Raw genomic sequence first — 22,598 nt, forward strand, 5'->3', positions numbered from 1 at the left:
AATGAGCAAAAACACATCAAGTATAGTAAGTAAAGTTTGGAGTTTCTGTAATCCCCTGCGTGATGTAGGTGTGGGATATGGTGATTATTTAGAGCAACTCACATATTTGCTTTTCTTAAAAATGGCTGATGAATACAGCAAGCCACCACACAACAGGAAATTACCTATTCCAAAAGAATACAATTGGGAAAGTTTAACCAACAAAAAAGGAGCAGAACTGGAATTGCACTATGCAACTTTACTTCGTGAATTAAGCACCGCTAAAGGAATCTTAGGTCAAATATTTACCAAGAGCCAAAACAAAATTCAAGACCCTGCAATGCTTGCCAAAATCATTGATATGATTGATAGTGAGTTATGGTTGGTAATGGGTGCAGATGTGAAAGGTGATATTTACGAAAAACTCTTAGAGCAAAATGCACAAGACGTAAAAAGCGGAGCAGGACAATACTTTACACCACGTCCATTGATTCGGGCAATGGTAGAATGTATTCAGCCACAACCTATGAAAACCATTGCTGACCCGAGTTGCGGAACAGGCGGATTCTTTTTAGCTGCTTACGATTACATTGTAGAGAATAACAAACTGGATAAAGAGCAAAACAAGTTTCTGAAAATGCAGACTTTTTTCGGTAACGAAATAGTGGCAGGGACAAGACGTTTGGCTTTGATGAATTTGTTCTTACATAACATTGGCGACATTGAAAGCGATAATTTCATTTCCCCTGCTGATGCTTTGATTGCAGCTTCTCCAACAACCTACGATTACGTTTTAGCCAATCCACCGTTTGGCAAGAAGAGTTCACAGACTTTTACCAATGACGAAGGTGAGCAAGAGAAAGACGATTTAACCTACAACCGTCAAGACTTTTGGGCAACGACAAGTAACAAACAATTGAACTTTGTGCAACACATACGTTCAATGCTTAAAACCACAGGACAAGCAGCCGTTGTATTGCCTGACAATGTATTGTTTGAAGGCGGTGCAGGTGAAACAGTTCGTAAAAAGCTTTTAGAAACAACCGACCTACATACAATTCTTCGTTTACCGACAGGAATATTTTATGCTCAAGGAGTAAAAGCAAATGTGATTTTCTTTGACAACAAACCTGCAAGTAAAAATCCTTGGACAAAAGAGATTTGGGTTTATGACTACAGAACTAATATTCACCACACCCTAAAGAAAAACCCTTTAAACATTGACGTACTAAAAGACTTCATTGACTTTTACAAACCCGACAACAGAAACAAACGAAAAGAAACATATCACCCAGAAACAAATCCCGAAGGACGTTGGAGAAAATTCAGCTATGAGGAAATCATTTCAAGAGATAAAACAAGCCTTGACATATCTTGGCTCAAAGACAAATCACTGGCTGACTTAGACAACTTACCCGACCCCGAAGAACTGGCAGAAGATATAATTGAAAACCTTGAATCAGGACTAGCAAGTTTTAGAGAAATTATGATGACACTAAATACCAAATAGCCAACGCACAAGGTGTAAGCACATTTGCAATTCGCACAAGCCAACGCACAGACCAAAAATTGCAAAAGAGCTTCCACCTTCACCACCCAAGAGAAAATTTCAAAATATTTTTTCCAACGCTTCAAAAAAATAAAACACGCAAACGCACAGACCAACACGACAAAGAAAAATGACACTGAAACTCAACAACGACAATGGTTTACAGACACGGACGACAATAACGGCAGCTTGTAACATATAAGGGCTAAACCGAAGTGTAGCGCAGCGGAATTTCGGAATTAGCCCCTGTTGACAGAAGTGTAGCGGGGTTGAGAGATGGTTTAGCTATAATTTTAGATTTTAGAAGTTAGAATTTAGATTTGGTCTGTGGATAGTTGATTGAGTGATTAGTGATTAGTTGATTGAGGGATTAGTTGTTCTTGGAGGTGTGTTTGTAATCCTTTATTTTTCAGTGTTTTTGGTGCCTTCTGCGAGCGGTTTTTGGGTTGTCTTTGGGAATGGCATCTTCCAAACAGGAGAAGGTCAATTGAAACCGGTCTATTCCTAGGATATGGTTCATGGAAATTTGTTAGTGGTCATAAAATCCTCCTACGGCGGACATGCAATTACAACTAAATTTACTAATTTAGAGGAAACAAAAAATCGTAAAACTAAGAATATTAGGTGACTTTTTTCACGGTATGCCGTTAGCTGTGATTTTAATAACCGACACAATACAATGTTTGACAGGCTAAAAAAATATTGCGAATCATTTATTTCCTTGACAGAAAGTGAAGCCGAACTAATTGACACGTATTTTGAAGTTAAAGAATTAAAGAAAAAAGAATATTTACTTCAAGAAGGTACAATTTGCAACTTCATTGGGTTTATAGCGAATGGAACTATTAGACATTTTCACATCAAAGATGGCGTTGAAAGAACGTGCGATATTTCATTTCAAAATGCTTGGGTTACAGACTTTCAAAGTTTTTTAAACAACCTTCCATGCGTTATAAATTTACAAGCAATGGAAGACACTACCATTTACTTAGTAAAAAAAGAAAACCTCTTTAAATTATATAACGATTGTCCTAAATATGAAACTTTTGGACGACTTATGGCAGAACAAGTAGCTCAACGAGCAACTGAAATTGCCATGTCATTATCTTCTGAAAAACCGGAAGAGCGTTTTCAAAATTTGCTAAAAAAGCAACCCGACCTTTTTCAGAAGGTTCCTCAAAAATACATTGCAAACTTTTTAGGCATTAGCCCAGAGAGTTTAAGTAGAATTCAAAAGAGAATACACACTAAACGAAAATCTTAACTTAAGTCATCTTCTTCAGCCTGACTCCGTATGTAAATTTGTATCTCATTAAAAACGAAAAAAATGAAATACATATTAACCACTTTGGTAAGTCTCGGAATGATGGCTACAACCAGCCTTATGGCTCAACAATTAAACTTTGAAAAAGTAAAGGCTTTTGAGCATCAATTAGATGATGTAATGGAATTGATTGACACAACTGAGTTGAAAAGCATGCTCAGAAATGTTGAAGAAGATCACAACCATAATTCATCAGAAATTAACAAAACAAGACTCGGGATTATTTATCACGAAACAGCATTAAACCTTTCCTTTTTCAATAAAAGTGAGTTTCAAGGTTATGCAAAAAAGAGTTATGACATTTTAACCGAGTTATTTAACTCCAGTGAAACTTCAGAAGAACTGTTACCTTTTATATTCTCTTACAGAGCTTCTGCTTTGTCTCTTGTAAGTGCTGAAACCAACAATTTACAACAACTTAATGAAGCGTTCAATTTATTCAATGATGCCGTAGAAAAATATTCCGCTATTTCTTACCTACCTGAGTTTTTACGTGGTAGTGTGGCAGAAAATCTTCCTTGGTTCTTCTACAAAAAAAGAAAATTTGCAAAAATTGACTTTCAATCTATTATTGATAAATACAGTCAAAATGGAGATTATGCTAATTGGAGGATTATGGGCTTTACCTATTGGGCTTGGGCGAATCAAAGACAAGGAAAAAAGTATAGAAAACAATCTTTATTATATTTGGACAAAGCAATTGCATTAGATCCAAATTATAAAGCAGGACGAAAAAAAGCAGAAGAATTAAAAATGAAATTGACTACATGAAAAACCACAGCTAGTTGAGTAGACGGCCTCGCCAACCGTTAAGTTGAGGAGGTGCACCCCCGCCTGAACGGACGGGCAGGTCTCACAAATTACTCCGACCCTCGGGGCAACCGTATCCCGATATTTAGGACAAAAAATACGGGTCCCCCCCCACCCTGTATCCTGGCTCCTCACTAAAATCTTCCACTGGAAGGTTTCTTTACGCTCGGCCCCAGTTCATTGGATTGTGGGTTGCTCCCGCCTGAATGACGTTGTCGGGCAGGATTTGAGGGAGTAGGAAAGCCCTTTAATAGCAGTATTTATTTAAATGTAAAAGAAAAATACCCAAAACAGGGTATTTTATTCACTAAATAGAATTATTCGTTTTACTTATTAATAAAAATGAATTAGTTGATAGTTTTACAAATATGATAGCTTAAAAAAACAGAAGAAACTGACTTGATAAATTCTTTAATTTGAACAGAGCTGAAAAAATCCCCCATTGTAATAATGCCATACTGCTTCTAAATAACTGGGCATATAATATTCGATGTAATTCTTTTTTACAATAGTTTTATAATAACCAATCTCTTTTTCAAATAGCTTTTGGATCATACCACTCCCATATCTAAAAATCATTAAATAGTTGGAATCATTTAAAATGACCTCAACAATTAACTGGAAATCTCCATCATCAGCAAAATCATATTCAGAAACTCTTATAGTATCAAATGAATCAATAAGTTGAGCTAATACAATTCTGCCTTTATATTCAATATTCAAATTGCACCCCCCTCCAAAGCAAACTACCTTAATTACTTCACCAGAAGACAATTTGCCCTCACTTTCCGAAAAACCATCTAAATATAGAGAAGTTGGGTTTTTACCTTCAATGATTAAGTTGGACTGTTGCGCTTTTGCAGACAAACAGACGATTGAAAAGACAAGACTCGCAAGTAAAAGTTTCATGTTTTATTGAATTAAAGATGAAATAAATTTTTTTTGCTGTTTGGACTCTTAACCTTTAAAACAATTAAACAGTTTTAAAATATTTTCGTCTTAAATCCCTCGAAGTTATTTAAAAATATTTGATTATTTCGAATGCTTCTCAAATCAATTTTAAAGCCTCGGCAAGTTCGCCTACTGGGACTTTAAAAAAAAATATAGGGTAGAAAATAAATTCAGCAAAGCCATTTCTTCCCTCCCCCCCTCCCGATTTCCAAATCTGAATTAAGTTCCTCGAGCTAGCTGAGAAGGTTTTTAACTTAATTAAATTCTAATATGTGTAAGATTATTATGGATATTCAGATAAAACAAATACAGTATTTTAATAGCTAGAATTTTATTTAATAATTAGTGCTAATCAAATTTGGTAAAGGGGAATCCAAGCCAAATGTATCATACAACTTGTATGACTGGTGGGAAGAAAATTAGGGTTGGTTCAGGGAATTGAGATAGGGATTTGTAAATTAGGGATTATTGATGAGGATTTAGATTTCTAATTAAGCTGAAACTAAGTAATCCTCTTTGCGTAATTCAAAATTAAAACAAGTCATAAAATGAAGATAACGATTCAAATTTCTTTAATCCTTCTTGGGGTTTTTTACTCAAATCTTATGTTTGGGCAAGCCACTAACTATTATCGAAATGTTGACGGAGAAATTTTTAACGAGAAAGACTACCATGACCTCAAGGAAAAACGGTTAATGGGAATGAAGGAAGTATTAAAATCAATGGAGATCTATGAAGAATTAGATTTAGAATATAGCAGAAATGACTCAATTGTTTATTCTTACAAATGGCATTTCACAGATAATGTGAAAAAGACAAAAATAGAAATTGAAAGAAAAAAAGCTTTAATTGGTAAAGAGTATCCTATAACAAATGCAGTGACATTAGATGGTCGTGATCTAAATATAGATGACTTAAAGGGTAAGCCTACTTTAATCAACTTATGGTTTACTTCTTGTAAACCTTGTATTGAAGAAATGCCAGTTTTAAACAAAATGAAGGAGGAATATAATGACAAGTTTAATTTTTTATCAATAACGTTTGAGTCAGAAAATAAGGTGAAGAAGTTTCTACAACGATTTCAGTTTGATTTTGATCATATAGTTGGATCAAAAGAGCTAACAAAAAATTTAGGATTTGAAGCATATCCCGCTAATCTATTTTTAGACAAAAATGGAATTCTTCGAGTAATTAAAGGAAATGTACCTATTGAAAAAATCGATAATGGAGAGTTTAAAATGTCTGATGGTTCGGAGTTTATAGCGATATTAAATGAATTACTGTAACGAATATTTAGCCCTGCACCAAATACCATTCGGCTCTGTCTTTTACACTGAGATTATTAATAAGCGAGAAAATTATAGCGCATTTCAATCACAATACTATAATTCTTACCAATCAGCGGTTTTAACAATCTTCACAACAGGATCCGGTGTGATAAACGTACAGTCTTACCATTTGGGGAAAAATAAAAGTTCAGAACTGGTTCAGTAAATTGAGCAAGCAATTTTTAATTATAAAAGATCTGTAGAGTCCTCGACTTCAGCTTCAGAAACTTACACTAAGGATGATTTTTATTAATAGGTAATTTTGCAACTATTCATTTTTTCTGTTTAGAATTTTGTGAATGCGTATGCTTTCAAAAGATAATCCTTATTTTAGCGTCGTTTTGGTAAAGTAAGTAAAGCGTTCATCCGAAATTTCACTATTTACTAGCTGATCTCCCATAATTAGAGCGCGCGAAAAACTAAGTCCAGAGCAATCATCCACATCTATTAACTTATGAAAGCTATTACTTTGCTGGCAGTGGTTATATTCATCTTGCCGCTCTTTCCTTGTTCTTTTGTACAAGGTCAAGGGACAATTGTTAGAAAAGAAGGTCATTTTGTAGGCAATCTCGATTTTATAGAAAGTTCAGCCACTTACAGGCAACGACCAAACAGAATAACGAGACCAAGTTATATGGGAGGCTTTCCAAATGAATATGAAGAAAATAGGATTACTGTTAAAGGAATGGTTAGTGCCGCCGTATTAACAATGGATTGGTGGTCTTTATTTGGAGAACCTGTGGAGAATTATAATTTCCAATGGACTTCCACTGGGCAGTACTATGTGAGTGTTTATGGAGGGATGGCTGCCACTATCAGTAGAAACCAATTGCAGAACTATCCAGATTTGCTCTTACGATTTGATGCGCTTAAGCCTTTAGACATCAAATTTGTTATTTATTGGCGGCACAGTGATGAAGCATATAAAAATAATCTTCATTATTCTTTTTCTTCGAGTAATCGCAATCAAAGCGTAACAACTACGATTACCACTGGGATGCTGTTTGAGCCAAGTGGCAAAAGTCCGTTAAGTGTCCCGGGCATTCGGCAAGGAAAAGGACTACAATTTATTAACCAACTATATGATGGCTACCAACATTATACTTTAAGCGATGAAGCAAAGAAAACCTGGTTGGCAGAGTTTAATAAGGCCACTAGTATTAAAATTGATGCCTTTTATGTCACTGAAATTCGTTGGCCTGTAGCCGAAATGAAAGCCATTGCGGAACTTTACTCAGCGTATGAAAATGGCACGAAAGAACCAACTCCCATGGAACAAGTTTCAAAAGCTGAGGATGAAATTAATAAGCTTTCAACTTACATCGAAAATGACTTTTGGGGTGAGACTGTTGAACCTGAGGATAGTGATTTATCAACTACGCGAGTTAACGGAAAATACGGCTTAGTGAATAAAAAAGGAGTAACTATAGTTCCTCCTATTTATGATCGAATTCACTTCAGTAGCCAAACAAAAACTTCAATCGCTCATTCAAATCCAAAGAGATTTAAAAGAGATAATTTTTACGGTGTAGACTTTTTCGATGTCGTCGTATACTCTGATAAGGGAAAAGAACTTTTTAGAGTCTCTAATGCTCAGGGCTTTATACTTGAAGATGTAAATTGTCTTTACATTCGTACGCCGACCTCTGCTTATATGTATCGCTTAAAGTCATTTGAAAAAATATGGGAAGTAGCTTACACAGATTCATATTATAGTAGAGGCAGCATAGATGGTTTTCGAGGCGACAGGGCTGTTTGGGGAAGTGAAGGAATAAATGTTCCATCTGATATTATTCAAGGTGTTATTGTCCATGAATTCATGGGGCTTGATAACAGAGGTAATATGATTGTGAAACATCACGTGTACGGAGTAACCGAATCGCAAGATGTGAGATTTATCGGCACTTTAAAGCATAATTAATCCAAGTCTCCTAAAAAAAGTATTAAAATACTTAAAATCATGACAAAACTATCATCTGCAGTGCTTCCTGTTTTCATAATGCTATTCTTTTTTAATCTGGCTTATTCCCAAAGTTCTATTGAGATCTATAATACTGCCAAATCCCAGTATGAAAGTGGTAATTACGAGAAAGCCGTTCAAAACCTAAAAATAATTGAACAAACCATCGGAGCCAATCCCAAAGTACAGTCTTTGTTGGTCTATTGCTATATCGATACCGATGATTTTATTCAAGCAAAAATAGAACTTGAAAAATACAAAATGTTGGTGCCGTATAGTGTCAGCGAAGCACACAAAGAAATTTTAGCGCAAGAAAAGTTGATCAACGAGGAGTTAGCCAAACTTGAGCAGGATCACTATCAACGGATCCAACAAGAAAGACTCGCACAAGCTCAACATGCCATCACTACGACTTATGACACACCTCTTCGGAGGCAAGTGCTAGAGACTCAAAAAATAAATGCACAAGTTATTGAGGCTAAAGAAACTGAGTTAGCAGCTTATCATCGAATGATTGCATCCAACGATGAAAAATCAGCAAGTGATTTTTATTTTACCTATCCTTCCAGTATTTATCGTTCGGAGGCCTATCAACTTTGGCAAGAACGTTTTTTGGCAAATGCTTCAACGATGCGTGATGAACAGGCATTAAGCAAATTGAATTCATTTAAAAGCACTTTTGCTTCACCACCTGCCTCTTCCACCACCATGGACCAAGCAAGGCAATTGTATAATCAAAAGTGGACGAGTACGTACAATTACTACAATACTCAATATTTAACTAATAAGGCAACCATACAGAGAAAGGAAACCAAAGAATGGTTGAATCTTATGTTGTTTACTGCTGTGATGTATGGGGTCGGTTATGGTGTTGAAAATTATTTAATTGAAAGTACTGATTCACCTCAGTATTACGGTGAGATTTTTGCGGCAGGTTATTTAACATTAAGCTTAATTATAGAAGCTCCATGGACTAAAACTAAAACAAGTAGGGAGCAAAACAGGAAAATTTTACAAAAGGTGAATCAATATAGTAGACAACCTAGTTTTTAAAAAATAGCAGCTACTAAATTAGATTACCCTGTCACTGAAAAGTTGACTATGGGAAAATTTCTACTATTGCATTAATCTGGAAATAACTTAAAATTTTTCAAAGGGTTTTATATAACCATTTTTGACCCATTTTACTGATAATCATCCATTGAAAGAATTGCTTCTGTCTTGATATCATTAGAATATTAAAATCACTTTAAGTTAATTTTGAAAAAAATTATTTTTTTCAAAATAGATAAACTTAAATCACTACATTTAAAAATAATCTTTGATTACTTACTGGCTAACAATATGATAGCTATGATAATTGAGTTATAGAGTAAAGAAAAATTAATTAGAAGAAGTATTTGAAAATTTCAAGTTGGGGAAAGGACCAATTTCATTATTAAACCTAACCATACCGTCATATGGACTCAGAAAAGATATTGTTGGTTTTTTTAGGCATTTTTATTTCTACGGTGTTTCAGCTTATCAGTAGTTATTTTACAAAAAAAACTGATAAGTCTCTTAAACACACGGAGCAACTCAAACTTTTGACGAGTGAATTAGAAGACTTAATTAGGCATTGCATAGCAAATCAAGAGGTGTTACATGCCATTAATTTTGAGAAAGGAGTTCCGTCCATGTTACATTTTGAAAAAATGAAGGTTATGGAGTCTTCTTTGATATTTTCTCAAGAAACATTTAATGTTATTGACAGTAAATTCACCAGACATATCAATAGGTTGAAGTTGGAAATCAGAAACATCAATTTAGAAATAGACTATGTGATTAAATACAGGCAAGGTGATGATTTTCAATTGCCGGTATTTAAGGAATATTTTGAGTATTTACTTCTAAAAACAAATACCATTGTAAAGAATTTACCTAGTAGATTGGGAGAATTGATTAAAGTAGATGATCAAATTCTTAAAAGAATTGAACAATACAGGCATGAAAGTCGGGTCAAGACAATTATTTATGACTGATAGACCACTAATTAAGTTAGGGTATAGAAGAATTGATCAACTGATTAAAGGAAAAATTTTTAACATTTAATCTACAGTCATTACTGGAGACCTAGATTTGATGCACAAAAACAACCCTTTAACTACTTATGATCAAAAAACTAATTTTATCATTAGCTGCCATTTTTTTGGTCTATCGTTCAGTTGAGCTATTACGGTTTTTGAATAACATGAACCCAGATCAGTTCCATTGGGTTGGAGCGATCGCTTTTTCATTTATTCTGAATTTATTTATTACGGGTATTTATGCCTTTCTTGGTTTTACTTTTGTGACCAGTCGTATTTTACCAGATTCTTACTATCGCATCAAAAACTCTAAAAACATAAAGATGATTTATAAATTATTGGGTGTGGAGTATTTTAAACTGTTATTACTTAAATTTTTTTGGGGAACTAAGAAGAATAGAAAGAAATATTTTGATGGCACAAAAACAGGACTAATGCATTTTGATATACAAACAAGACAATCAGAATTTGGACATTTGATAGCCTTCATTACCATTCAAATTGTTTCTATTTATATACTTTCAGAAGGACATGTAGCCATTTTTTTTAGTACAACTTTCATTAATATACTTGGAAATTTTTACCCAATTATTTTGCAGAGAAATCATAGAATTCAGATTGAACGTTTAAAACTACTGATTGACAAGCAAGCTCGATAAATTACCAGACTAATAAATAATAGAGCCAACGCAAATGAAAAGTCTATGGCTGGATCGATTAGACATCTTCGGGCTGATCAATCGGTTACTTACTGGTTTGAATGAAAAACCGTGATGCCGCCTATTTTGTGCGGGAGCAATTTAGTTCAAAATTAAGTCATTGAAAATTAATGGATTATTTCGATTGATTTTGTGTTTTTGGGTATCTCGGATTATTTTTAGTTTATATTTGTGAGACATAAAAGGTATTCTAGCGGTAGCTTTAGTGTACAGATTATTCAAAAACTAGGCAGAATGAATAAAGTTGTCAAGTCTTTAGGCAGCTCTTTTGATGAATCAGAGCTTGTTATCATTGAAAGGCAGGCCTTACTTGAAAATATTATTTTACGTAAAACAACACTACCATTTTGTTGGCAATTTGGATTTTACAGAAAGTTTAAAAAAATTGGGAAACGAAATCAAGTCGGGAGCAGCATAAGCGAGTTTCACAAAAGGTCAATCAACATAGTGGCCAGTCTCGCTTTTGAGGAGAGGAATGTGCTGTAGGGATTGATATATAGCTATTTTAACCACCTCTTGAAGTTGAAGGATACCTTGTGTACAAGCATATCATCCCGCAACTACCGTCAGTCATCCAGTGAAGGATATTTTGTGAACGCTTTTTGATGAGTGTTGGATTTTGCCTTACTTCAATATAATGTTCCAATACTCCAATAATAGTTAAGTTAACATTGAGTCAGTATTTAATGTCCTCTTTTGTTGTGAAAACAGAAAGATTTACTGAAGAATAAAAAAAGTTGGTTAAACTTAGATTCGCACTTACTTTTGGGAAATTGATTTATCACCAAAATAATTTACTTTAAAACTGATGGGAACTACGATTGGGCAAAAAAAAATCCTTTTTTTTGAATCTGCCGTAATGGAACTGATTGTCGAGCATGGCAAAGCATCTGGAGGGGCGGCAGTACAAACCTTGGTTTGGATGGAGGGCTTACATGCCTTTGGTCATCAGGTTTTTTTAGCCTGCACAGCAGAAGATACACGAGCAATCAAACCGGAATACAGTTGGATTCAACAAGTTCCTTTGTTTCATTCCAATCGGGGAATCAAAAAAATCAGATGGGCAAGCTATAGAATTCCCAAAATCTTTAAGGCCATTCAGCAGGTTCGGCCCGATTATCTGTATGAGTCTGTACCTTTTTGGGGCTCCTATATTCTTTCTGCTATATGCAAGATTCTTCAAGTCAAACATATCGTTCGCATATCCAATGATAATCTTTTGGATGAACGTCTGAAGAATACCGCCAGTAAATCTCATCAGTTTTTTTTGTTTTTGGGTTTGCGATGGTCGGATATTATTTTTACTCAAAATAATTTTCAGCACGCTAAATTATCCGAGAGATTTCCTAACAAACCGATTGTTCAAATTTATAACCCCATTAAAATAGCCCATGACTACATGAAACCAAAACAGGAGATGAAGGGGTACATCGCCTGGGTTGCTAACTTTCGATATCAAAAAAACTTACAGTTATTATTTAAGATAGCTTCTATATTACCTCATGAGCAATTTAAAATTGCGGGTGTACCCACTTCTCATTACGACCAAGAATCAGAAGAGTTTGTGACTCGATTGAAAGCGTTGCCAAATGTAGAGTTTTTAGGACAGGTTGCACGTTCAGAGATTTTCATGTTATATGCCTCTGCCAAATTTTTGTTAAACACTTCCCGCTACGAAGGGTTCAGCAACACCTTTTTAGAAGCTATGAGTACCGGTACCCCAATTCTCACCAGTTCCTTAGTAAATCCAGATCAGCTTATTGATAGGAATGAATTGGGGCATGTTTATACTGATGAATCGGATCTTAAATACTTTTTAGATACATTGAGTGAATCAGAGTATCTGGAGCTATCAGAAAATTGCATATCTTATGTAGGTGAAAAACATGCCTATAAAAAACTTACAGGGGTGTTATTGGAAAAATTATCTCAGCTGAACAAATGAATCGATTACAGTTTTTCAAAATCTTATTTTTTGCTAGTGTTCTTCTTTCGTTAGGCTCTTTTAATTTCTGCATGGGCCAACATCAAGAATCTCAACTTGCATTTCCCGGTGCAGAGGGTTTTGGGAAGTATGCCACTGGAGGCAGAGGAGGCATGGTTTATATTGTCACCAATTTACATGATAGTGGCCTTGGAAGCTTGCGTTGGGCCTTAGAGGCGAAGGGGCCACGGACCGTTATTTTTGAAGTTTCCGGTACCATAGAACTCCAAAGTCAACTAAATGTACGAAATGGAAATTTTACCTTAGCAGGTCAAACAGCTCCAGGGGATGGAATTACTATAAAAAACTATCCCATTGACATTCGCTATGCAGACAATTTTATCATTCGATACATCCGGGTACGGATGGGAGATGAAAAGCTAAAAGAAGGTGACGCCATAAACATACGAGGAGGAAAAAACATGATCATAGATCACTGTTCTTTCTCTTGGGGCACTGATGAAACATTATCTATGTATGATGCTGAAAATGCAACTATACAATACTCCATAATCGCAGAAGGATTAAACGATTCCGTACATGAAAAAGGTCCTCATGGATATGGTTCTTTGATTGGAGGGTTAAATGTATCTATTTATAAAAATATCTTTGCAAACTTTATTCAACGAATGCCCCAATTTACGGCCATGGGCAAACGAGGACTCGTTGATATGAGAAACAACCTTATTTTCAATTGGGGATTTAGAGGTACTGAAGGTGGAAGAGAATCTATCGTCAATATTGTATCCAATTATTTTAAACCTGGGGAAGCAACCTATAAGCGAGGGGGGGCACGGTTAACAAACTTTTTATTTCCTTTAGGGGATGGAGAATTGGGGAATTATGGGTTGTTTTTTTTAAAAGATAATATATTAGAAGGTCAAAATCATGTAGAAAATAATCAATGGTTAGGAGTTCTTTTACCAAACTCCAAACAACAGGAGCTATATCTTGAAAATCTAAAACATAAAAATGACCAAGGGGAATATATCCCTTTTGAGATCCCGGAGAAACTCTATCCTACTGAATTAAAATCTAATAGAGTTCTTCGTGAATTAACTCTTGCCGCGGGAAACAATTTGAAAAGAGATGCAGTGGATCTGCGATTAATTGAGCAATTGAATACAGGTAAGGCAACCTATCAAGGTTCAAAAACTGGAATATCAGGAATAATCGATTCCCAAAACGATGTTGGTGGCTGGCCTGTTCTCCAATCTCTCCCTGCCCCCTTAGATACCGATAGGGATGGTATGCCCGATGCATGGGAAATCGCGCATGGATTGGATCCTTTCAAAAGAGATCATAACAAGTATGATTTAGACTCCGACTACACGAATTTGGAAGTTTACCTTCACAGTCTTGTGATTTTAGGTCCAAAGGATCCCCCAACATCTCCTTAGAGTAGTTATTTACTTTAGTAGTATAAATTGTATTATTTTTACACACCTTACCATACCCTCCTTCTCAAAGTAATATCCTGAGTTTTCCGTGAATTTTAAAGCCATTTTTTACTTTGTAAAAATCAGATTCTACTATACAAATTTTTTCAATTGATAAGAAATATTTTACTGCTCTCCTCCTATGAACTTTTAAAAAATACGCCCCATTAAATCAATATCAAGCATTTTTTAAACTAAAACCTGAAAACGACAAATTTATTTTTACAAATCCCTACCCTTAAATGTCTTTGTTCACACCAATTTTGCTTTGTAAATCAAGCCTTAGGAGATCCTATTTTTAGTGTGGATCTTTGAATTATCAAAAGGTAAAACTGACTTCACTTCAACTGAAATAATTCAGTTTTTCTAAAAAAAATTCAATAGAATTTTCACTTAACTACAGGCATTATGAAACGGGTCATCTTTATTATCGGTCTGTTTAGCATCCTTATCTGCCAAACATTTGCACAAAACATCCCAGCCTTCCCAGGAGCGGAAGGTTTTGGAAAATATACTACTGGAGGAAGAGGGGGACAAGTATTGGTTGTAACTAATCTTAATGATAGTGGTCCTGGAAGTTTAAGAGCTGCGATTGACGCAAGTGGCCCTAGAATTATTGTTTTTGAAGTATCTGGGAATATTGAACTACAAAGCACTCTAAGGATCAGAAATGGCAATTTAACTATTGCTGGTCAGACTGCACCTGGTGACGGAATTACGCTACAAAATTATCCACTGATTGTTTCATTCGCTGACAATGTAATCATCAGGTTCTTAAGGTCAAGAATGGGAGACTTAATGAAAATAGAAGGAGATGCTTTTGATGTAAGAGGGTCCAAAAACATCATTATTGATCATTGTTCATTTTCATGGGGAACAGATGAAACACTTTCAATTTACGATGTGGAAAATGCCACAGTACAAAACTCCATAATTTCAGAAGGACTGAATGATTCCTATCACCCAGATGGGCCTCACTCATTTGGTTCATTAGCTGGTGGAAATGGTTTGTCATTGTACAAAAACATTATTCTTCACTTTAGAAACAGAATGCCTCAAATTACACCCTTAGGTAAAAGAGGACTAGTAGATATTCGTAACAATGTAATTTATAATTGGGGTTTTAGAGCAGCAGAAGGAGGAGGGGAATCAACTGTCAATTTAATTGGAAACTACTTTAAGCCCGGTCCTGCGACTTTTGAAATAGGAGGGCTAAGGTTGAGCAATTTTCTTTTCCCCCTTGGAAGTGGTGAATTGGGAACTTATGGTAAGTTTTTTTTGGAAGGAAATATTTTAGAGGGATTCCCAAATATATTTGAAAATCAATGGGAAGGAGTACAGCTACCTAATAACGCAGAGCAACAACTGTATTTGAATAGCTTAAAAAACACAAATTCTAATGGAGATCTCGTTCCATTTGATATACCTGCAGATATTTACAGCAAATCTTTAACGGCAGTGGAGGTTTTTGGACAAGTTTTGGCTACTGCAGGAGCCAGTTTTAAAAGAGACGTGGTCGACTCTCGACTTACTCAGGAGATTAAATCAGGAAATATTACTTATAGAGGTTCGAAAACAGGCCTTTTAGGCATCATCGACTCCCAAAACGACGTTGGAGGCTGGCCTGTTCTCCAATCTCTTCCTGCCCCATTAGACACAGACCGAGACGGGATGCCCGATGAATGGGAGATCGCATATGGTTTGGATCCAAACAAGCCTGATCATAATGGGTACGATTTAGATCCGAACTACACCAATATAGAGGTATATATCAATAGCATTCTCAGTGAAGATGCCATGGACTTGACACTTCCTGGACGCCCTGTTGTATTGGCTCCTGCCACTGATGAGGTTTTAATTGCTCATGAGGTATCTTTTGAGTGGAACCTTTTAAATGAAAATAAAAGCTATCAACTACAGATTGCTACCGATAGCACGTTCAACCAATTAGTAAAAGACTTTAAAGATATTCAAGGATCAGGCATTATTTTGACTGACCTTAGCCCTGAACAATCCTATTTCTGGAGGATACGTGCAGGTTCAGACCAACAGTACACTGCTTGGTCTGAAGTGCGCTCTTTTACACTATTAGCTCCATTTACCAATCCAAATATTGAAGGATTGGTAGGTTATTGGAAAATGGATGATGGTCAGGGAACTTTAGTATCAGATATTTCAGGTAACCAAAATCATGCAAACTTGCTTTCCTTAACTGGTACAAGTTGGGAAAATGGGGTCATGGACTTAGGCTTACGATTTAGCGGTAACTCCAATGTATTTGCAACCGCTAATCACGGCCCCTCCACACGATTCACGAATGAGGTCAGCATAGCAGCTTGGGTAAACCCAGCTAAATTAGGCAGAAATACCATTATCAGTAAAAGTCATGCTAATAAAGGTTTTGAACTTTGGTTGGATCATAATGGACAAGTGGAGTTTAGAGTGAATAGGGGTTCTGCTTCCAGCCTAATGCATCGCTTGCTATCTAACTATAACTACAGCAATGCAGTTGACCAATGGATTCATGTAGCTGCTACCTTTAATGGAACTTCCAGCAGAATCTATATCAATGGACAGCTAGATAATCAGGCTAATTTCTCCGAGAGAGATATCACCTCTTTGGGAGGAGATTTGGTTATTGGGGCATTGGGGACTATTCAACGTTTTACTGGCACGATGGACGAACTTCGTTTGTATGACCGCACTTTGACAGCAGAAGAGGTAATGGCCCTTTATTTATTGCCTGAAAGCCTTCAAAAACCAATTACTCCTACTCTTCTCACGCCTGAAAACAACCTTCAAGGACTTAACAATACCGTAAGTTTTTCTTGGGAAAGTATTTCCAATGCAACTACCTATATTCTGCAGATTAGCAGCGACTCCACCTTTGAAAACGATATCCAAGAGTTTACTCAGGTAACGAACAATTCATTTACCTTTGATCAGCTTGAATTTGGACAGGTTTATTTTTGGAGAGTTCAGGCAGTCAATAGCAATGGAAGCAGTGAGTTTTCAGAAATCTTCAGTTTTGAAACCTTGCATGCACCGAGCTCCCCTACCCTGCTTTTGCCAGAAACAACTAGTAACAATCTGGTAAATCCAGTAACTTTTTCTTGGGAAGCAACAGACCATTCAGATAGCTATCATATACAGATTGCAAAAGATATAGCATTCCATAACCTTATTAGTGAACAAGAAAGCATCACGACTGAAGAGTTTACATTCAATGGTTTAGCAGATGGAAGCACTTATTTTTGGAGAGTTCGCGCACAAAATGATGCTGGCTTCGGTGCATATTCTAAAATAAGAAGTTTCAGCACTGAAACTCCGATAGTTGCTCCAGAGCGAGTGCTGTTATTGAATCCGGCGAATAACAGTTCTGATCAAGAAATTCCTGTCACTGTTTTTTGGGCTGCAAGCCCACTAACTGAGACATACGAAATACAACTTGCTACCGAAAGTAACTTTAATCAGGTATTGAGTGATGTGAAAAGCTTAACAGTGGAAGAGTTCACCTTCACCAATCTTGCAGAAGGTATTACCTACTATTGGAGAGTTAGAGGCGGAAATGAAGCAGGCTTTGGCCCGTATTCTGAAATCAGAAGTTTCAGTACAAAAGTTACCGCAGAAGAACCTACTAAAGAAGATGACGGTGGTGAAGAGGAAGACACCACTACTGAGGAAGAAACTACTGAAGAGGAAAATACCAACGAGGAAGAAAATACTACTGAAGAAGAGAATACTACTGAGGAAGGTACCACCGAGGAGGAGAACACTACTGAAGAAGGTACTACTGAAGAGGAAAACACTACCGAAGAAGAGAATACTACTGAGGAAGGAACCACCGAAGAGGAGAACACTACTGAAGAAGGAACTACTGAGGAGGAGAACACTACCGAGGAAGGTTCTACTGAAGAGGAAAATACCAACGAGGAAGAAAATACTACTGAGGAAGGTAGCACCGAAGAGGAGAACACTTCCGGGGAAGGTACCACAGAAGAGGAAAACACTACTGAGGAAGGTACCACTGAAGAAGGTAGCACCGAAGAGGAGAACACTTCCGGGGAAGGTTCTACTGAGGAGGAGAACACTACTGAGGAAGGTTCTACCGAAGAGGAAAACACAACTGAAGAAGGTACTACTGAAGAGGAAAATACCAACGAGGAAGAAAACAATACCGAAGAAGGTACATCTGAAGAGGAAAACACTACCGAAGAAGAGAATACTACTGAGGAAGGTACCACCGAAGAGGAGAACACTACTGAAGAAGGAACTACTGAGGAGGAGAACACTACTGAGGAAGGTTCTACTGAAGAGGAAAACACTACTGAAGAAGGTACCACTGAGGAGGAGAACACCAACGAAGAAGAAAATACTACTGAGGAAGGTACCACCGAGGAGGAGAACACTACTGAGGGAGGAACCACCGAGGAGGAGAACACTACTGAAGAAGGTACCACCGAAGAGGAGAACACTACGGAGGAAGGAACCACTGAAGAGGAAAACACTACTGAAGAAGGTACTACCGAGGAGGAGAACACTACTGAGGAAGGAACCACTGAAGAGGAGAACACTACTGAAGAAGGTACCACCGAGGAGGAAGAAAATACTACTGAAGAAGGTACTACTGAAGAAGAGAATACTACTGAGGAAGGAACTACTGAGGAGGAGAACACTACTGAAGAAAGTACCACCGAAGAGGAGAACACTACTGAGGAAGGTACTACTGAAGAAGGAACTACTGAAGAAGGAACTACTGAGGAGGAGAACACTACCGAGGAAGGTTCTAACGAAGAGGAAAACACTACTGAAGAAGGTACCACTGAGGAGGAGAACACCAACGAAGAAGAAAATACTACTGAGGAAGGTACCACAGAAGAAGGTAGCACCGAAGAGGAGAACACTTCCGGGGAAGGTTCTACTGAAGAGGAGAACACTACCGAGGAAGGTTCTAACGAAGAGGAAAATACCAACGAGGAAGAAAACAATACCGAAGAAGGTACCAACGAGGAAGAAAATAATACCGAAGAAGGTACATCTGAAGAGGAAAACACCAACGAAGAAGAAAATACTACTGAGGAAGGTACCACAGAAGAGGAAAACACTACTGAGGAAGGTACCACTGAAGAGGAAAACACAACTGAAGAAGGTAGCACCGAAGAGGAGAACACTACTGAAGAAGGTACCACTGAGGAGGAGAACACTACCGAAGAAGGTACATCTGAAGAGGAAAACACCAACGAAGAAGAAAATACTACTGAGGAAGGTACCACTGAAGAGGAGAACACTACTGAGGAAGGTACCACCGAAGAGGAAAACACTACTGAAGAAGGTACCACCGAGGAGGAAAAAACCACTGAGGAAGGTACTACCGAGGAGGAGAACACTACTGAGGAAGGTATCACTGAAGAGGAGAACACTACCGCAGAAGGTACTACTGAAGAGGAAAACACTACTGAGGAAGGTAGCACCGAAGAGGAGAACACTACTGAAGAAGGTAGCACCGAAGAGGAGAACACTACTGAGGAAGGTACCACCGAAGAGGAAAACACTACTGAGGAAGGTACTACTGAGGAGGAGAACACTACTGAGGAAGGTACCACAGAAGAGGAGAACACTACTGAGGAAGGTAGCACCGAAGAGGAAAACACTACTGAAGAAAGTACCACCGAGGAGGAAGGTACCACTGAAGAGGAAAACACTTCTGAGGAAGGTACCACAGAAGAGGAGAACACTACTGAGGAAGGTAGCACCGAAGAGGAAAACACTACTGAAGAAAGTACCACCGAGGAGGAAGGTACCACTGAAGAGGAAAACACTACTGAGGAAGGTACCACTGAAGAGGAAAACACTACTGAAGAAGGTACCACCGAAGAGGAGAACACTACTGAAGAAGGTACCACCGAAGAGGAAAACACTACTGAAGAAGGTACCACCGAGGAGGAAGAAACCACTGAGGAAGGTACTACCGAGGAGGAGAACACTACTGAGGAAGGTACCACCGAAGAGGAGAACACTACTGAGGAAGGTACCACCGAAGAGGAGAACACTACTGAGGAAGGTACTACTGAAGAGGGAAATACCAACGAGGAAGAAAACAATACCGAAGAAGGTACATCTGAAGAAGAGAATACTACTGAAGAAGAGAATACTACTGAGGAGGAGAACACTACCGAAGAAGGTACATCTGAAGAAGAGAACACTACTGAGGAGGAAAATACCAACGAGGGAGGCACCACTGAAGATGATAGCACCGTGAAGGATCCTATCACTGCACCTGGCAGAGCAGATTTGATTAGCCCAGCCAATAATGCTATTAACTTAGCAATCCCGGTACAGATTTCTTGGGAGCAAACTAAAGATGCTACCCGCTATCATGTGCAAATTGCAACCGATGAGAACTTTAATGAACTGGTCTTCGAACAACTCAATATCACAAGCAATCAATTATCCATCAGTTCCTTGAGTTTTGGGACCACATATTTCTGGAGAGTGCGTGCTGCGAATGCTATCGGTGTTGGACCTTATTCAGCAAGAAGAAATTTCCGAACCGAAAGCAACATCCCTGTCCCAGTAAAAACAACCTTGGGTAGTCCTGCCAACAATGCCAGAGAGTTGGAAGTCCCTGTAAATGTCACCTGGCAAAAAATTGCCTCCGCTACTCACTATCATTTACAGGTAGCTGTAGACAACAACTTCCAACAACTCGTCTTGGATGAGACAGCTTTACAAGTGGAAGGCATGAGTCTTCAATCTCTGAGCAAAGGGATGACCTACTTCTGGAGAGTACGGGCCGGAAATGATGCCGGTTTGGGTGAGTTCTCAGAAATCAGAAATTTCAGCACACAGGTTGCAATACCAGCAACATCTGTACTGTTAAGTCCTGCTATGGGAGCGGTAGTTCACTATCAAACTATCCATTTCACATGGTCCCCTGTACCAACTGCTGTAAGCTATCAGTTGCAAGTTTCAAAAAACACAAGTTTTACACAATCAATTATCTTAACTCCTACTAATCTACAGCAAGCATCCTTCACTATCGAAAGCTTGGAATCCAATGAAGTGTACTATTGGAGAGTAAGAGCCTTTAACCAAGCTGGTGCCGGGGAATTTACAGAGGGAAGCAGCTTTATTACCGCTGATCTCAACAGTTTGGAAACACCTCAGCTTTTATTGCCAAGAAACAATAGTCAGCTAGATACTAAAACTGTACTTCTACAATGGGAAGCGGTTTCAGGTGCAGCATCCTATTGTGTACAAGTTTCCACAGACCCAGCTTTTGAAAAATCAGTAAACGAGTATTGTGCCATCACAGAAAACAACCATCGTTTAGAAAATATGCAAGCTAATAAAACCTACTATTGGAGGGTCCTTGCACAGGGTGAGACTATGAGTAACTTCTCTGAAAGCTGGAAATTTGAAGTGATTAACCGAGTGTCAGAAAATAGAGAGGCAGCGGTAAAAGTCACCAGTTATCCAAACCCATTTGTAGATCAAATCAATTTGAAATTTACACCGGGCTTTGATGAATCACTTTACGTAACCGTATTCACTACTAAAGGGGTTATTATCCATGAACAAACCTATGCAAGCAGCTTAGATGTCATTTCTATCGCAGTCTCCAGAGATTTACCCAAAGGCATGTACCGGGTACGTATTCAAAGCAAGAGTTTCTCAGAAAACATTGGATTGATTAAAAAATAAATTAACAACGACTTTTAATCACCCTTAGACCTGTTGGCTTCGTGCTAACAGGTCTTTTTTATGTCTCTCTCAAAAAGCAAAAAAAATATATTGCTACTCGCAGATGCTTCTCGCAGAAGGCGCTGAATCCGCAGAAAAATGATTACAGAAGCTCAGTGAAATCGCGAACCTGTGAGCCTCAAAATCATCATCTGTGCAATCTGTGCAATCTGTGGACTTTTCCTATTGCTTCTCGCAGAAGACGCCGAATCCGCAGAAAAATGATTTTAGAAAATTAGTGAAATCGAGAGCTAGCGAGCTGAAATTGATAGATTTAGGATAATGATAGCCAACAACAAGCTATTTAAAAGAATGCTTTAAAAAATCCCTTCGTGTCATTCGTGCCATTCGTGGACCTTCCCTTTTGCTTCTCGCAGAAGGCGCTGAATTCGCAGAAAAATGATTTTAGAAAATTAGTGAAATCGCGAACCTGTGAGCCCCAAAATCACCATCTGTGAAATCTGTGCAATCTGTGGACTTTTCCTATTGCTTCTCGCAGAAGACGCCGAATCCGCAGAAAAATGATTTTAGAAAATTAGTGAAATCGAGAGCTAGCGAGCTGAAATTGATAGATTTAGGATAATGATAGCCAACAACAAGCTATTTAAAAGAATGCTTTAAAAAATCCCTTCGTGTCATTCGTGTCATTCGTGGACCCTTCCTATTGCTTCTCGCAGAAGACGCTGAATCCGCAGAAAAATAATTTTAGAAAGTTAGTGAAATCGAGAGCTAGCGAGCTGAAATTG

The 22,598-nt window shown here is 37.6% G+C and carries 13 protein-coding genes; 12 read left to right on the forward strand and 1 reads right to left on the reverse strand.

The annotated features are described in order from the left end of the window. The first annotated feature begins 1 nt into the window (after position 1). The 3 genes from IPZ59_RS19190 (at position 2) to IPZ59_RS19200 (ending at position 3,623) form a co-directional block, all read left to right on the forward strand. Complete coding sequence (locus IPZ59_RS19190; RefSeq protein WP_236137655.1) at positions 2–1,489, forward strand: class I SAM-dependent DNA methyltransferase; 1,488 nt, start codon at positions 2–4, stop codon at positions 1,487–1,489. A gap of 718 nt (positions 1,490–2,207) precedes the next feature. Beyond that, positions 2,208–2,792 (forward strand): Crp/Fnr family transcriptional regulator, encoded by a 585-nt coding sequence (locus tag IPZ59_RS19195; RefSeq protein WP_236137656.1) that lies wholly within the window; start codon positions 2,208–2,210, stop codon positions 2,790–2,792. A 63-nt stretch (positions 2,793–2,855) separates the two neighbouring features. Continuing rightward, the gene (locus IPZ59_RS19200) at positions 2,856–3,623 is read left to right on the forward strand and encodes a hypothetical protein (RefSeq protein ID WP_236137657.1); all 768 of its coding nucleotides are present in this window, start codon (positions 2,856–2,858) and stop codon (positions 3,621–3,623) included. A 450-nt stretch (positions 3,624–4,073) separates the two neighbouring features. Here IPZ59_RS19200 and IPZ59_RS19205 read toward each other — a convergent pair whose 3' ends face one another. Beyond that, complete coding sequence (locus IPZ59_RS19205; RefSeq protein ID WP_236137658.1) at positions 4,074–4,571, reverse strand: hypothetical protein; 498 nt, start codon at positions 4,569–4,571, stop codon at positions 4,074–4,076. Between the two features lie 590 nt (positions 4,572–5,161). Between IPZ59_RS19205 and IPZ59_RS19210 the strand changes: the two genes are divergently transcribed. From IPZ59_RS19210 to IPZ59_RS19250, 9 genes are all read left to right on the forward strand, one after another. Then, a complete protein-coding gene (locus tag IPZ59_RS19210; RefSeq protein ID WP_236137659.1) occupies positions 5,162–5,899 on the forward strand; it encodes a TlpA family protein disulfide reductase in 738 nt (245 codons plus the stop codon). Positions 5,900–6,395: 496 nt separating this feature from the next. Then, complete coding sequence (locus IPZ59_RS19215; protein WP_236137660.1) at positions 6,396–7,862, forward strand: hypothetical protein; 1,467 nt, start codon at positions 6,396–6,398, stop codon at positions 7,860–7,862. A gap of 39 nt (positions 7,863–7,901) precedes the next feature. Next, positions 7,902–8,954, forward strand: a complete 1,053-nt coding sequence (locus tag IPZ59_RS19220; protein WP_236137661.1) for a hypothetical protein — start codon at positions 7,902–7,904, stop codon at positions 8,952–8,954. Positions 8,955–9,361: 407 nt separating this feature from the next. Continuing rightward, entirely contained in the window at positions 9,362–9,922 is a 561-nt protein-coding gene (locus tag IPZ59_RS19225) for a hypothetical protein (RefSeq protein ID WP_236137662.1), read from the forward strand. A 128-nt stretch (positions 9,923–10,050) separates the two neighbouring features. Further along, entirely contained in the window at positions 10,051–10,626 is a 576-nt protein-coding gene (locus IPZ59_RS19230) for a glycosyl-4,4'-diaponeurosporenoate acyltransferase CrtO family protein (protein ID WP_236137663.1), read from the forward strand. A 294-nt stretch (positions 10,627–10,920) separates the two neighbouring features. Continuing rightward, positions 10,921–11,172, forward strand: coding sequence for a hypothetical protein (locus tag IPZ59_RS19235; protein ID WP_236137664.1), 252 nt, complete (start codon positions 10,921–10,923; stop codon positions 11,170–11,172). A 322-nt stretch (positions 11,173–11,494) separates the two neighbouring features. Next, a complete protein-coding gene (locus IPZ59_RS19240) occupies positions 11,495–12,631 on the forward strand; it encodes a glycosyltransferase family 4 protein (RefSeq protein ID WP_236137665.1) in 1,137 nt (378 codons plus the stop codon). Positions 12,632–12,702: 71 nt separating this feature from the next. After that, complete coding sequence (locus IPZ59_RS19245) at positions 12,703–14,070, forward strand: pectate lyase family protein (RefSeq protein WP_236137666.1); 1,368 nt, start codon at positions 12,703–12,705, stop codon at positions 14,068–14,070. Positions 14,071–14,517: 447 nt separating this feature from the next. Next, a complete protein-coding gene (locus IPZ59_RS19250) occupies positions 14,518–21,813 on the forward strand; it encodes a fibronectin type III domain-containing protein (RefSeq protein WP_236137667.1) in 7,296 nt (2,431 codons plus the stop codon). Positions 21,814–22,598 lie beyond the last annotated feature (785 nt).

The sequence above is a fragment of the Mongoliitalea daihaiensis genome (assembly GCF_021596945.1).
In the GTDB taxonomy this organism is placed as follows: domain Bacteria; phylum Bacteroidota; class Bacteroidia; order Cytophagales; family Cyclobacteriaceae; genus Mongoliitalea; species Mongoliitalea daihaiensis.